This is a genomic window from Enterobacter sp. E20 (genome assembly GCF_000801755.2).
Taxonomy (GTDB): domain Bacteria; phylum Pseudomonadota; class Gammaproteobacteria; order Enterobacterales; family Enterobacteriaceae; genus Enterobacter; species Enterobacter asburiae_B.
The window spans coordinates 1,966,895-1,980,388 of the sequence record NZ_CP012999.1 but is presented as its reverse complement, the minus strand read 5'-3'; the positions used below and the strand labels follow the sequence as shown (position 1 = coordinate 1,980,388).

11 protein-coding genes are annotated in these 13,494 nt (G+C 59.0%); 8 read left to right on the top strand and 3 right to left on the bottom strand.

Features of this window, described 5'->3' with window-relative positions; genetic code table 11:
* Together NI40_RS09405 and ppsA are read right to left on the bottom strand one after the other, a co-directional pair.
* Positions 1-1,401, bottom strand: coding sequence for an MFS transporter (locus NI40_RS09405; RefSeq protein ID WP_039262093.1), 1,401 nt, complete (start codon positions 1,399-1,401; stop codon positions 1-3).
* A gap of 233 nt (positions 1,402-1,634) precedes the next feature.
* On the bottom strand, positions 1,635-4,013 hold the full coding sequence (gene ppsA / locus NI40_RS09400) for a phosphoenolpyruvate synthase (protein WP_023311316.1): 2,379 nt from the start codon (positions 4,011-4,013) through the stop codon (positions 1,635-1,637).
* A gap of 335 nt (positions 4,014-4,348) precedes the next feature.
* On the opposite strand from ppsA, the gene ppsR reads away from it, so the two are divergent.
* The 8 genes from ppsR to NI40_RS09360 all read left to right on the top strand — a co-directional run bounded on the left by ppsR (position 4,349) and on the right by NI40_RS09360 (position 12,479).
* A complete protein-coding gene (gene ppsR / locus NI40_RS09395; RefSeq protein ID WP_023311315.1) occupies positions 4,349-5,182 on the top strand; it encodes a posphoenolpyruvate synthetase regulatory kinase/phosphorylase PpsR in 834 nt (277 codons plus the stop codon).
* Between the two features lie 152 nt (positions 5,183-5,334).
* On the top strand, positions 5,335-6,381 hold the full coding sequence (gene aroH / locus NI40_RS09390; protein WP_033145292.1) for a 3-deoxy-7-phosphoheptulonate synthase AroH: 1,047 nt from the start codon (positions 5,335-5,337) through the stop codon (positions 6,379-6,381).
* A gap of 209 nt (positions 6,382-6,590) precedes the next feature.
* Complete coding sequence (gene hemP / locus NI40_RS09385; RefSeq protein WP_032638304.1) at positions 6,591-6,773, top strand: hemin uptake protein HemP; 183 nt, start codon at positions 6,591-6,593, stop codon at positions 6,771-6,773.
* Between the two features lie 77 nt (positions 6,774-6,850).
* Positions 6,851-8,833 (top strand): TonB-dependent hemoglobin/transferrin/lactoferrin family receptor, encoded by a 1,983-nt coding sequence (locus NI40_RS09380; protein WP_039262092.1) that lies wholly within the window; start codon positions 6,851-6,853, stop codon positions 8,831-8,833.
* Between the two features lie 35 nt (positions 8,834-8,868).
* Entirely contained in the window at positions 8,869-9,897 is a 1,029-nt protein-coding gene (chuS, locus tag NI40_RS09375) for a hematinate-forming heme oxygenase ChuS (RefSeq protein ID WP_039262091.1), read from the top strand.
* On the top strand, positions 9,894-10,715 hold the full coding sequence (locus tag NI40_RS09370; RefSeq protein WP_033145289.1) for a heme/hemin ABC transporter substrate-binding protein: 822 nt from the start codon (positions 9,894-9,896) through the stop codon (positions 10,713-10,715). The genes chuS and NI40_RS09370 overlap by 4 nt, the downstream gene beginning before the upstream one ends.
* Entirely contained in the window at positions 10,715-11,707 is a 993-nt protein-coding gene (locus tag NI40_RS09365; protein ID WP_039262090.1) for a FecCD family ABC transporter permease, read from the top strand. Before NI40_RS09370 ends, NI40_RS09365 begins: the two co-directional genes overlap by 1 nt.
* Entirely contained in the window at positions 11,700-12,479 is a 780-nt protein-coding gene (locus NI40_RS09360; protein WP_039262089.1) for a heme ABC transporter ATP-binding protein, read from the top strand. The genes NI40_RS09365 and NI40_RS09360 overlap by 8 nt, the downstream gene beginning before the upstream one ends.
* Here NI40_RS09360 and NI40_RS09355 read toward each other — a convergent pair.
* Positions 12,446-13,369: a LysR family transcriptional regulator gene (locus NI40_RS09355; RefSeq protein WP_033145286.1), complete on the bottom strand. Its 924-nt coding sequence runs from the start codon at positions 13,367-13,369 to the stop codon at positions 12,446-12,448. The genes NI40_RS09360 and NI40_RS09355 overlap by 34 nt on opposite strands.
* Between the last annotated feature and the right edge of the window lie 125 nt (positions 13,370-13,494).

Sequence of the window (13,494 nt, the reverse complement as noted above, 5' to 3'; positions counted from 1 at the left end):
TTACTCCTGTAGTGCGGAAGGGGTTGCCGGGCTGAGCTGCCCCGCTTCGGGTCTGACTTCACGCTTGCTGGCCAGCTCCAGGGCGATGGAATCCACCAGCCGGCTGTTGAGTTTGTAGATGGCAAGCAGCGCGACCATGCAGAGGAACAGCGCGCAAGGGATAAGGGTGAACAGCGCGTTAATGGTCGAGAGAACGCCTGGCGCCTGGGTTGCCTGGCCCGGGGCGTAATCCACCATGCCAAGCACCCAGCCGACGACCGCCCCGCCCAGCGCCAGGCCAAACTTGATGGCAAACAGCGCGGTGGAGAAGACCAGCCCGTCCAGACGACGGCCGCTGCGGTGCTCTTCGTAGTCGACCACATCGGAGAACATGGTCCACTGGAGCGGCGTGGTGAGGTTTTGAATAAAGCTAAAGACGATGTTAAGGCCAAAGATTAGCCACACCTGTGAAGGAGGCAGGAAGAAAATCAGCGCGCCGAAGATAACGAAGGAGATAATCGTCCACTGGTAGGCGCGCACGCGGTCAAATTTCCCCAGCAGCCGTTCAGATAATAATGCGCCGCTTAAGGAGGCCACCATGCCGGAAACAATAAAGGCAAAAACCAGATCCGGGCGCAGCAGCACATAGTTCACGTAATACATGGTGGCGGAACCGCGCGTCACCACCGCCGTTAACAGCAAAATATTAAACAGGAACACAATACGCCACTGGCTGTTCCCGGCCAGCAGTTTTAAATCGGTGAGCATGGAGCCGGAGGCATCATTGCGCGGAGAATAACGCTCGCGGGTCATCAGGAAACAGCAGAAGAACAGCACAATTCCCAGCAGACCCATCAGGCTCATGGCATAGAAATAGCCTTTCTGCACGTTGCCCTGGCCTAACAGTGAGACCAGCGGCAGGGCAATAACCGTCACGATCAGCCCGCCGATAAACGACAGGCCAAAGCGCCACGACTGCAGAGAATGACGCTCGCGCGGGTCCAGCGTCAGCGCGCCGGGCATAGCGCAGTAAGGCACGTTAATCGCGGAGTAAATCAGGCTTAAAATCGCGTAGGTCACGCAGGCGTAAACGATTTTCGCCGTCGGCCCAACGTCCGGCACATAGAAGGTAATGAGGCAGCTCACGCCAAACGGGATGGCAAACCACAGCAGCCAGGGACGGAAACGTCCGTGACGCGTCCGGGTGCGGTCAACCAGTGCGCCAATGCACGGGTCGACAAACGCATCGACCACGCGCACCACTAAAAACATGGTGCCCATAATCGCGGCGGGCAGCCCAAATACGTCTGTATAAAAATAAGCGAGAAATAAGGTAGCCGTTTGCCAGACCAGCGCGCTGGCCATATCGCCTAAGCCATAACCTATTTTATCTTTGGTACGCAATACAGAGGAGAGAGTCATTGTTATTTGCCTTTTTATCAGGTTAAAACGTATTTCAACCAGTTGCGCATCTTCTTAAGGGAAATGCGCAGTAAGGCTCAAGTATTAGCAACGGTTTGCGCGCTAACAATTGTCTAAATTGACAGACAAATTATGATATTTGGTTTTTTACTTTATTTGTGATGGGGAGCAAATAAGAAATGAAATAAAAAAGGCGAGGAATAATATCCTCGCCTTTTCGGGTCAGCGTTGCGTTACTTGTTCAGTTCCGCCAGGCTCAGCCAGGTTTGCACCACGGTGTCCGGGTTCAGGGACAGGCTATCGATCCCCTCTTCCATCAGCCATGCGGCAAAGTCTTCATGGTCGGATGGGCCCTGACCGCAGATCCCGACGTATTTACCCTGCTTCTTCGCCGCGCGGATGGACATGGAGAGCAGCGCTTTCACCGCCTCGTTGCGCTCGTCGAACAGCTCGGAGACCACGCCGGAGTCGCGGTCCAGACCCAGCGTCAGCTGCGTCATGTCGTTCGAGCCGATAGAGAAGCCGTCGAAGTGCTCCAGGAACTGCTCGGCCAGCAGGGCGTTGGACGGGATTTCGCACATCATGATGATCTTCAGCCCGTTCTCGCCGCGCTTCAGACCCTGACGCGCCAGCTCGTCCACCACCGCTTTCGCCTGATCCACGGTACGCACGAACGGGATCATGATTTCGACGTTGGTCAGCCCCATGTCGTTGCGCACGCGTTTCACCGCCTCACACTCCAGCGCGAAGCAGTCGCGGAAGCTGTCGGACACGTAGCGTCCGGCCCCGCGGAAGCCCAGCATAGGGTTCTCTTCTTCCGGCTCGTAGCGCTCGCCGCCTACCAGGTTGGCGTATTCGTTAGACTTAAAGTCAGACAGACGCACGATCACGCGTTTCGGATAGAAGGCGGCGCCCAGCGTCGCGATCCCTTCGGTCAGACGGCCGACGTAGAACTCTTTTGGTGAGTCGTAGCCTTTCATCATCTCGCGGATTTCGTTCTGCAGCTTCGGATCCTGGTCGTCAAACTCCAGCAGCGCGCGCGGGTGAACGCCGATCATACGGTTGATGATAAATTCCAGACGCGCCAGGCCAACGCCTTCGTTCGGCAGGCAGGCGAAGTCAAACGCGCGGTCCGGGTTGCCGACGTTCATCATGATCTTCAGCGGCAGGTCCGGCATGGTATCCACACTGGAGCTCTTCACGCTGAAGTCGAGGATATCGGCGTAGACGTAGCCGGTATCGCCTTCGGCACAGGAGACGGTCACGTTCTGCCCGTCCTTCATGCGTTCGGTGGCGTCACCGCAGCCGACAACCGCGGGAATGCCCAGCTCGCGGGCAATGATCGCCGCGTGGCAGGTACGACCGCCGCGGTTGGTGACGATAGCCGCCGCTTTCTTCATGATCGGTTCCCAGTCCGGGTCGGTCATGTCGGTCACCAGCACGTCGCCTGGCTCAATACGGTTCATCTCGCTGATGTCGTGGATCACTTTGACCGGACCGGCACCGATGCGGTGACCGATGGCGCGGCCTTCCGCCACGATTTTACCCTGCGCGTGCAGCGTATAACGCTCCATCACCTGACCGCGTGAGCGAACGGTTTCCGGACGCGCCTGCACGATAAACAGCTTGCCGGTGTTACCGTCTTTTGCCCATTCGATGTCCATCGGACGGCCGTAGTGTTTTTCGATCTGCACCGCCTGCTTCGCCAGTTCCTGCACTTCGGCGTCGGTCAGGGAGAAGCGGTCGCGCTGCTCCTGCGGTACATCTTCAATTTTAACCTGCTTGCCATGCTCCTGGGTCGGGGCATAGATCATGCGGATTTTTTTCGAGCCCATGGTGCGGCGCACCACCGCCGGACGGCCAGCGGCCAGCGTTGGCTTGTGGACGTAAAATTCGTCAGGGTTTACCGCGCCCTGCACCACCATCTCACCCAGACCCCACGCGGAGGTGATAAACACCACCTGGTCGAAGCCGGATTCGGTATCAATGGAGAACATCACGCCGGATGAGCCCACGTCCGAGCGCACCATGCGCTGCACGCCAGCGGAGAGCGCCACGCCGCGATGGTCGTAGCCCTGGTGCACGCGATAGGAGATGGCGCGATCGTTGAACAGGGAAGCAAACACGTGCTTCACCGCCACCAGCACCGCATCGTAACCCTGGACGTTCAGGAAGGTTTCCTGCTGCCCGGCAAACGAGGCGTCCGGCATATCTTCTGCGGTCGCAGAGGAACGTACGGCAAAGGAGGCCTGCGCATCGTCAGCTGAGAGCTGGTTGTACGCGTCGTGAATGGCTTTTTCCAGTTCCGGCTGGAAAGGTGTGTCGATGATCCACTGGCGGATCTGCGCCCCGGCTTTGGCAAGCTCGGTAACGTCATCAATATCCGTTTTATCCAGCAGGTCGTAAATGCGCTGGTTAACACCGCTCTGGTCTAAAAACAGGTTAAAGGCATCGGCGGTGGTGGCAAACCCGTTCGGTACGGAGACACCCATACCCGACAGATTTGTAATCATTTCACCCAGGGAGGCATTTTTGCCCCCAACTCTGTCTACATCATTCATGCCGAGTTGGTTATACCAAAGCACCAGCGGTGACGAGCCATTGTTGGACATCGAAACAATCCTTTTGTGATATTTGATCGGAGTAAGTAACACCTGACTACGTATTTATACTGGCATATTTATTTCCGCTAAAAAAACGGTGAATCGTGTAAGCAATTTAAAATTTCAACTTTTCGGATACTTTCCCATCAACGATTAACCCGATGATTCCTCTATATTCAGCCAGAAACCCCAAAAATAAAGTCGCTATTTGAAAAATGAAATCCACTTTTCAGGAAAATCAAAAACAGCGTTTCATTCATAATTAGGATAAGTTCTTTGCTGTGTAATTTACTTTTTTAATTTATGCTTTCAGACAATTAGGTCTGATATTCAGGGTGAGTAAAATGGATAGTGCTGTCGATCGCCACGTTTTTTATATTTCTGATGGTACGGCGATCACCGCCGAGGTCCTGGGCCACGCGGTGATGTCGCAGTTTCCCGTTTCGATTAACAGCATCACGCTGCCGTTTGTTGAAAACGAGAGCCGCGCTAAAGCGGTGAAGGACCAGATAGACGCCATCTACCAGCAGACCGGCGTCCGCCCGCTGGTGTTCTACTCTATCGTGATCCCGGAGATTCGCTCCATCATTCTGCAAAGTGAAGGCTTCTGTCAGGATATCGTGCAGGCGCTGGTGGCTCCGCTGCAGAGCGAGCTGAAGCTCGACCCGACCCCCATTGCCCACCGTACCCACGGGCTGAACCCCGGCAACCTGACCAAGTACGACGCGCGTATCGCCGCTATCGACTACACCCTGGCCCACGACGACGGTATTTCGCTGCGAAATCTCGACCAGGCGCAGGTGATCCTGCTTGGCGTGTCGCGCTGCGGCAAAACCCCGACCAGCCTTTATCTGGCGATGCAGTTTGGCATTCGCGCCGCAAACTACCCGTTTATCGCCGACGATATGGATAACCTGGTGCTGCCCGCCGCCCTTAAGCCGCTGCAGCACAAGCTGTTCGGCCTGACGATCAACCCTGAACGCCTTGCGGCCATCCGCGAGGAGCGTCGCGAGAACAGCCGCTACGCCTCCATGCGCCAGTGCCGGATGGAGGTCTCCGAAGTGGAAGCGCTGTACCGCAAAAATCAGATCCCGTGGCTGAACAGCACCAACTATTCGGTTGAAGAAATTGCCACCAAAATTCTCGACATCATGGGGCTTAATCGCCGCATGTACTAATATGCTAGTACATTAGCTCAGGTTCAGGTATCATCACCTGCAACCACGGGGCGGTGTCGCCCCGAACTTGAAATCAGCAGGGATTGGTTTAAGGTGATGCCCATCACTTCCCGGTAGTCTGCCGATGAAGCAAAAATTTTCTGAGACATTCCATGAATAAAACCGATGAACTCCGCACTGCGCGCATTGACAGCCTGGTCACGCCGGCTGAACTGGCACAGCGGCATCCCGTTTCCGCCGCCGTCGCGGAACATGTGACGGCCTCCCGCCGCCGCATTGAAAAAATCCTGAACGGTGAAGACAAACGTCTTCTGGTGGTGATTGGGCCTTGCTCCATCCACGATCTGGATGCCGCGATGGATTATGCAAAACGACTCCAGGGACTGCGGGATAAGTACCAGCATCGCCTTGAGATCGTGATGCGCACCTACTTTGAAAAACCGCGCACCGTGGTGGGCTGGAAAGGCCTGATTTCCGACCCTGACCTCAACGGCAGCTATCGCGTTAACCACGGTATCGAGCTGGCGCGGAAGCTGCTTTTACAGGTCAACGAGCTGGGCGTTCCGACGGCGACCGAGTTTCTCGATATGGTGACCGGGCAGTTTATCGCCGATCTGATCAGCTGGGGCGCGATTGGCGCGCGCACCACCGAAAGCCAGATCCACCGTGAGATGGCCTCTGCCCTCTCCTGCCCGGTCGGCTTCAAAAACGGGACCGATGGCAACACCCGTATCGCGGTTGATGCCATCCGAGCAGCCCGTGCCAGCCACATGTTCCTGTCGCCGGACAAGAGCGGTCATATGACCATCTACCAGACCAGCGGTAACCCTTACGGGCATATCATCATGCGCGGCGGGAAGAAACCCAATTACCATGCCCAGGATATTGCGGCGGCCTGTGAAACGCTGGCCGAATTCGACCTGCCGGAACATCTGGTGGTGGATTTCAGCCACGGCAACTGCCAGAAGCAGCATCGCCGCCAGCTGGACGTCTGCGATGAGATCTGTCAGCAGATCCGCAGCGGCTCGACCGCCGTTGCAGGGATTATGGCTGAGAGCTTTATCAAAGAAGGCACGCAGAAAATCGTTGCCGGACAGCAGATGGTTTACGGCCAGTCGATCACCGACCCGTGCCTGAGCTGGGAAGACAGCGAACTGCTGCTGGAAAAGCTGGCAGCTGCGGTAGATTCTCGCTTCTGATGTTATTGTCGGGTGGCGCTGCGCTTACCCGACCTACGATTGTGCCCTTCTCCCTCTCCCTGTGGGAGAGGGTCGGAGTGAGGGCATCAGACCGCACCTCACCCCCAAATTTGATCCCCTCACCCTTTTTTCACAAAAATGCTTGCCGTCAATTTGTACTTTATTGATAATGATTATCATTGTTACATTGATTGTTATTTATAAACATTATGTCACGTACGGATAACAGCGCGGCAACGCCAGCAAAAACACACACAGCGCCAGCCCCCGCCGAGCGTCGCATTGACAGCAAAACCCTCCTCGGCGATGAGGGACGGGTCATTATCGAGCATGACGGACAGCGCTATCTTCTGCGCCAGACCCATGCCGGAAAACTGATCCTCACAAAATAAACAACACCTAAAAATACGCCAGCCACCCAGGTTATCCCCAGGCAGCCAGCGCTTTTCACTTCTTATGGAGAGTTGCTATGCCACACCTGCCTTCCGCATCTTTACGTCCGTCACTTCTGGCGCTGGCGATTGCCAGTACCCTACCGGGCGTCGCGTTCGCCGCCACAGACGACATTACCGTCACCGCCACGGGCAACGCCCGCAGCACCTTTGAAGCGCCCATGATGGTAAGCGTAATTGACGCCAGCGCGCCGGAGAAACAAACCGCAAGCTCGGCGGCCGACCTGCTGCGTAACGTCCCCGGTCTGACGCTGGACGGCACTGGGCGCACTAACGGGCAGGACGTCAACCTGCGCGGCTATGACCGTCGCGGCGTGCTGGTGCTGGTTGACGGCGTGCGTCAGGGCACCGACACCGGTCACCTGAACAGCACCTTTCTCGATCCCGCGCTAATCAAACGTATCGAGGTGGTCCGCGGCCCGTCGGCCCTGCTGTACGGCAGCGGCGCGCTGGGCGGCGTGATCTCTTATGACACCGCCGATGCCAACGATCTGCTCGAACCGGGTAAAAACAGCGGCTACCGCGTGTTTGGAACGGGCGCAACGGGCGATCATAGCCTCGGGATGGGGGCCAGCGCCTACGGCCGCACCGATACGCTTGACGGTCTGGTCTCCTGGTCCAGCCGGGATCGCGGTGATGTCCGCCAGAGCGACGGTGCAACCGCGCCTAACGACGAATCCATCAACAACATGCTGGCGAAAGGCAGCTGGAAAATCGACCCCGCCCAGACCCTGAGCGGCTCCCTGCGCTACTACAACAACGCCGCTCAGGAGCCGAAAAACCCGCAAACCACCGGGGCGGACAGCAGTAACCCGATGACCGACCGCTCCACCATCCAGCGCGATGCGCAGGTTGGCTACCACATTTCACCGGAAGGGTACGACTGGCTGGACGCCGACGCGAAGGTCTACTGGTCCGAAGCGCGCATTAATGCCCAGAACGTCGACGGTAGCGGTGAGTTCCGCAAGCAGACCACCAAAGGCGGTAAGGTGGAAAACCGCACCCGTCTGTTCAGAGACACCTTTGCAGCACACCTTCTGACCTACGGTGGGGAATACTATCGTCAGGAGCAGCATCCGGGCGGGGCAACCACCGGCTTCCCGGACGCGAAAATCGACTTCAGCTCCGGCTGGCTGCAGGATGAGATCACCCTGCGCGATCTGCCTGTTACCCTGCTGGGCGGCACGCGCTATGACAGCTACCGCGGCAGCAGCGACGGCTACAAAGATGTGGATGCAGACAAGTGGTCATCCCGCGCCGGGTTAACCATCAGCCCAACCGACTGGCTGATGCTGTTTGGCTCTTACGCGCAGGCCTTCCGCGCGCCGACCATGGGCGAAATGTATAACGACGCCAAACACTTCTCCATTGGCCGCTTCTATACCAACTACTGGGTGCCAAACCCGAACCTGCGCCCGGAAACCAACGAAACGCAGGAGTTTGGTTTTGGCCTGCGCTTTGACGATCTGTTGCTTGCCAACGATGCGCTGGAGTTTAAAGCCAGCTATTTCGACACCAAAGCCAAAGACTATATCTCCACCACCGTCGATTTTGCCGCCGCGACCACCATGTCGTACAACGTTCCGAACGCCAAAATCTGGGGTTGGGATATGATGGCAAAATACTCGGCCGATCTCTTCAGCCTCGATCTGGCCTACAACCGCACGCGCGGGAAAGACACCGATACGGGCGAGTACATCTCCAGCATTAACCCGGACACCGTCACCAGCAAGCTGGATATCCCGGTGGCGCAAAGCGGGTTCTCCGTCGGCTGGATCGGTACTTTTGTCGATCGCTCAACGCATATCAGCAGCAGCTACAGCAAGCAGCCGGGCTATGCGGTCAACGATTTCTACGTGAGCTACAAAGGCCAGGAGCGGCTCAAAGGCGTGACCACCACGCTGGTGCTGGGCAACGCCTTTGACAAAGCGTACTGGTCACCTCAGGGCATTCCGCAGGACGGTCGTAACGGTAAGATTTTCGTAAGCTATCAGTGGTAATTCCCTTCGGGGCAACTATTCAGAAGGAAGAGACAATGAATCACTACACGCGCTGGCTTGAGCTAAAAGAAGCCAATCCGGGTATGTACGCGCGCGACGTCGCGGGGTTAATGAACATCAGTGAAGCAGAGCTGACCTTTGCCCGCGTAGGTCACGACGCCTGGCGACTGCGCGGTGAAATCCGCGAGATCCTGGGCGCGCTGGAGGCGGTGGGCGAAACCAAATGTATCTGCCGCAACGAATACGCCGTACACGAGCAGGTCGGGAGATTTACCAACCAGCACCTGAACGGCCACGCCGGGCTGGTGCTGAACCCGCGCGCGCTGGATCTGCGCCTGTTCCTCAACCAGTGGTCGAGCGTGTTTCACATCAGTGAAGCCACCGCACGCGGCGAGCGGCAGAGCATTCAGTTCTTCGATCACCAGGGCGATGCCCTGCTGAAGGTCTACGCCACGGACAACACCGACGTTTCCGCCTGGGGCGACGTGCTGACCCGCTTTATCTTTGCCGACAACCCGCCGCTGGCGTTGAGGATAGCCGATGCTCCGGCTCATGCAGAAAACGCAAATGCTGCTCTCGTGGATAACGAGTGGCGCGCCATGACCGACGTTCATCAGTTCTTCAGCCTGCTCAAGCGCCATAACCTCAGCCGCCAGCAGGCGTTTCGCCTGGTGGGTGACGATCTGGCCTGCCGGGTAGAAAACAGCGCGCTGGCGCAGCTCCTGGGAACGGCGCGCCGGGACGGTAACGAAATCATGGTCTTCGTGGGCAACCGCGGCTGCGTGCAGATCTTCACCGGCGCGGTGGAAAAGCTGGTGCCAATGAAAGGCTGGCTGAACGTCTTTAATCCAACCTTTACCCTGCATCTGCTTGAAGGATCCATTGCGGAAACGTGGGTCACGCGCAAGCCGACGGCTGACGGGCATGTCACCAGCCTGGAGCTGTTTGCCGCCGATGGAACGCAAATCGCCCAGCTGTACGGCCAGCGTACGGAAGGCGAACCGGAGCAGAGCCAGTGGCGCAGCCAGATTGACGCTTTAACGGCGAAAGGGCTGGCCGCATGAAACGGTGGCTTGCCCTGCTTAGCGCCCTGCCCCTGCTGGCGTCTGCGGCGCCGCAGGAGAAAATCGTTACCCTCGGCGGCGACGTCACCGAGATTGTCTACGCTCTCGGCGCGGCGCCCTCGCTGGTGGCCCGCGACAGCACCAGCCAGTGGCCGCAGGCGGCGAATTCGCTGCCTGACGTGGGCTATCTGCGCCAGCTCAATGCGGAAGGGATCTTATCCATGCGCCCCACGCTGGTGCTGGCCAGCGCTCAGGCGCAGCCGTCTCTGGCGCTAAAGCAGGTTGAGCAAAGCCACGTCAGGGTGATCGCTGTTCCTGCCAGTAACGACCTGAACGTCATTGACGAAAAGGTGCGGATCGTCGCTGAAGCGACGCACCGCGAGGTCGAGGGGGAGGTCCTGCGCAGCACGCTGCGCCAGGCACTGTCGGCGCTTCCCGCGTCGCCGCTCAATAAGCGGGTACTGTTTATTCTCAACCACGGCGGGATGACCGCCATGGCCGCCGGACAACAGACCGGCGCGGATGCTGCCATTCGTGCGGCGGGGCTGCAGAACGCGATGCAGGGGTTTACCCGCTATCAGCCGCTGTCTCAGGAAGGCACGATAGCCAGCCAACCCGATCTGGTGGTGATTTCTCAGGACGGTCTCAACGCCCTGGGCGGTGAAGCGAATCTGTGGACGCTGCCCGGCCTGGCGCAAACCCCGGCGGGACGGAACAAGCAGGTGCTGGCGATTGACGATATGGCGCTGCTGGGCTTCAGCGTGCGAACGCCGGAAGCCATCCAGCAGCTGCGTGCCAAAGCGGAGCTGCTGCCCTGATGTCCCGGCGGATCGCCTTATCGTTATGGATGCTGACCGCGATCCTGACCATCATGACGCTCGCAGCGACCGGGGTTGGGGCATTACACCTGCCGATCAGCCTGATGTGGAACGGGACCGACGAGGCGCTGCGTCAAATCTGGCTGACAATCCGCCTGCCTCGCGTGCTGCTGGCGCTGGCGATCGGCGGTTCACTGGCGCTGGCGGGTTGCGTGATGCAGGGGCTGTTTCGAAATCCGCTGGCAGACCCGGGACTGCTCGGCATCAGCAGCGGCGCAGCGCTCGCCGTTGCGCTGTGGGTGGTTCTTCCACTTTCGCTGCCTGCACTGGTGATGCTGTATGCCCCGATGCTGGCGGCGTTTCTCGGCGCGCTGGCCGCCACCTTCGTGATTTTCCTGCTCAGCCGTCAGCGTGACGCTTCCCTGTCGCGCCTGCTGCTGGTGGGAATTGCTATCAACGCCCTGTGCGGCGCGGCCGTCGGGGTGCTGTCATGGCTCAGCAATGATTCCCAGCTTCGCCAGCTTTCGCTCTGGGGAATGGGCAGCCTCGGCCAGGCGCAGTGGTCAACGCTGCTGGCCGTCGCGTCGCTGATGGTTCCCACCGTGCTCGCGATCTGGCGTCTGGCAGGCGCCCTCAACCTGCTGCAGCTGGGCGACGAAGAGGCACATTACCTCGGCGTGGAGGTTGCCGCCGTGCAGCGGATCCTGCTGTTGTGCAGCGCCCTGCTGGTGGCCGCCGCCGTTGCGGTCAGCGGCGTGATCGGCTTTGTCGGCCTGGTGGTGCCGCACCTGGTGCGCATGTGGCTGGGAGCCGACCACCGGGCCGTGCTCCCCGGCTCGGTGCTGGCCGGCGCGTTGCTTCTGCTGGTTGCCGATACGCTGGCGCGCAGCCTGGTCGCACCGGCGGAAATGCCGGTCGGCTTACTGACCAGCCTTCTCGGCGCGCCGTGGTTTCTGTGGCTTATCTTTCGTCGCGGAGGTGCGCATGGCTGAACGCTATTGTGCTGAAAACCTTGTTTTTCGCGCCGGACAACGCACGCTGATTGACGACGTGTCGCTGACCTTATCTCAGGGCGAGCTGGTGGCGCTGATTGGCCCCAACGGCGCCGGGAAATCAACGCTGTTGCGGCTGCTGACCGGCTACCTTAAACCTGCGGGCGGACGGTGCAGCCTGGCGGGCACACCGCTTGCGGCCTGGCAGCCGAACAGGCTTTCCCGCTACCGGGCGGTAATGCGCCAGAACACGCAGCTCGGATTTGACTGGCCGGTTGAGGCGGTCGTCGGTATGGGGCGAGCGCCCTGGACCCGCACGCCTGAAGCGACGGTTATTGAGGAGGTCATGGCCGTCACCGGCTGTTTACCGCTGGCGGGCAGGCAGTTTGCCGCACTCTCCGGCGGCGAGCAGCAGCGCATCCAGCTCGCCCGCGCGCTGGCTCAGCTCTGGTGCGACGGCGCGCCGCGCGGCTGGCTGTTCCTTGATGAACCGACGTCTGCGCTGGATCTCTATCACCAGCAGCATCTGCTGCGCCTGCTGAAATCCCTGACTAGTCGGGGTCATCTGCACGTGTGCGCGGTGCTGCACGACCTTAATCTGGCGGCGCTGTGGGCGGACCGCATCCTGCTGCTGCATGACGGCAGAATCGTGGCCCAGGGAGCACCGGAAACCGTTTTGCAGGCCGACGCGCTCGCGCGCTGGTACGGCGCGCAGGTTATCGTCGGCAGGCATCCGGCTCACGCCGCGCCGCAGGTGTTTCTCGCCCCCTGATTGGGCTGGTAAAAATCTTTCAGCGTTTCCAGCAGGGCATGCGCCGCTTTAGAGAGCTGCGTGTGTCCTGGATGGATCGCTCCAATGCACTTTTCTATCGGCGGGTTATCCAGCGGAATACAGACCGCGCCCAGCGCCGTCATCTGCGCCTCGCAGAGCGCCGGGACGGCGCTGCCGCCCAGCCCGCTCGCGACCATTCGCCCGACCGTCACCAGCTGATGACTCTCCAGCGCCACGTCCAGCTTTCTGCCGCTTCGCGCCAGCTCCTCCTCCATCATCAGACGTACCGCCGAAGGGCGCTGCAGGGTGATGAAATCCAGCGTCAGCAGCTCTTCCCATGACAGGCGCTTCTTGCCTGCCAGCGAGGAATCTTTTGGCACAATGGCCACAAACCTGTCGAGGCCCAGCGGGGTAAACAGCAGGTTGTGCGTTGGCGCGGGCTCAAAGGCGATGCCCATCTCGACCCGCCCTTCCCGCACCATCTCTATCACCTGCTCGTTAATGACATCATGCACGGTGACGTTGATCCCGGCATGGCGATCGCGAAACGCTTTTAGCACCTCGGGCAGGACATTCGCGGCAAACGACGGCATGGCCGCAACCGAAATTTTACCGCGCTGCAGGGTAAAGCACTGGTGCATCGCCTCTTCGACGTTATCCCAGTCGGCAAGCAGCTGGCGCGCCATCGGCAAAAACGTCTCTCCCTCCTGCGTCAGCGCGACCTTGCGCGTGCTCCGCTGCAGCAGCGGTCCGCCGAGCGCATCCTCCAGCGCTTTAATCGTCAGGCTCAGGGCCGGCTGGGAAAGATTCAGCCGTTCGCTGGCGTGCGCGAAATTGAGAGTGTGAGCTACCGCTAAAAACGCGCGTAACTGTTTGACACTCATTCTCATTTTTCATCCTGTTAACTAATTGAAAAAATTTAGTTAACAGGAAATTAATAAAAAAACCAAATGAGTGGGTCACAAATTCAAAATTAACAAATGAGTCGCCGCCCCTAATGATACCGGCACGGATA

What these genes read in the sequence shown, in the direction of transcription:
- NI40_RS09360 (WP_039262089.1), top strand. Translation starts at nt 11,700, where the DNA reads ATGGCTGAACGCTATTGTGCTGAAAACCTTGTTTTTCGCGCCGGACAA.
- chuS (WP_039262091.1), top strand. Translation starts at nt 8,869, where the DNA reads ATGAATCACTACACGCGCTGGCTTGAGCTAAAAGAAGCCAATCCGGGT.
- NI40_RS09380 (WP_039262092.1), top strand. Translation starts at nt 6,851, where the DNA reads ATGCCACACCTGCCTTCCGCATCTTTACGTCCGTCACTTCTGGCGCTG.
- NI40_RS09405 (WP_039262093.1), bottom strand. Translation starts at nt 1,401, where the DNA reads ATGACTCTCTCCTCTGTATTGCGTACCAAAGATAAAATAGGTTATGGC.
- NI40_RS09365 (WP_039262090.1), top strand. Translation starts at nt 10,715, where the DNA reads ATGTCCCGGCGGATCGCCTTATCGTTATGGATGCTGACCGCGATCCTG.
- aroH (WP_033145292.1), top strand. Translation starts at nt 5,335, where the DNA reads ATGAATAAAACCGATGAACTCCGCACTGCGCGCATTGACAGCCTGGTC.
- ppsR (WP_023311315.1), top strand. Translation starts at nt 4,349, where the DNA reads ATGGATAGTGCTGTCGATCGCCACGTTTTTTATATTTCTGATGGTACG.
- hemP (WP_032638304.1), top strand. Translation starts at nt 6,591, where the DNA reads ATGTCACGTACGGATAACAGCGCGGCAACGCCAGCAAAAACACACACA.
- NI40_RS09355 (WP_033145286.1), bottom strand. Translation starts at nt 13,369, where the DNA reads ATGAGAATGAGTGTCAAACAGTTACGCGCGTTTTTAGCGGTAGCTCAC.
- NI40_RS09370 (WP_033145289.1), top strand. Translation starts at nt 9,894, where the DNA reads ATGAAACGGTGGCTTGCCCTGCTTAGCGCCCTGCCCCTGCTGGCGTCT.
- ppsA (WP_023311316.1), bottom strand. Translation starts at nt 4,013, where the DNA reads ATGTCCAACAATGGCTCGTCACCGCTGGTGCTTTGGTATAACCAACTC.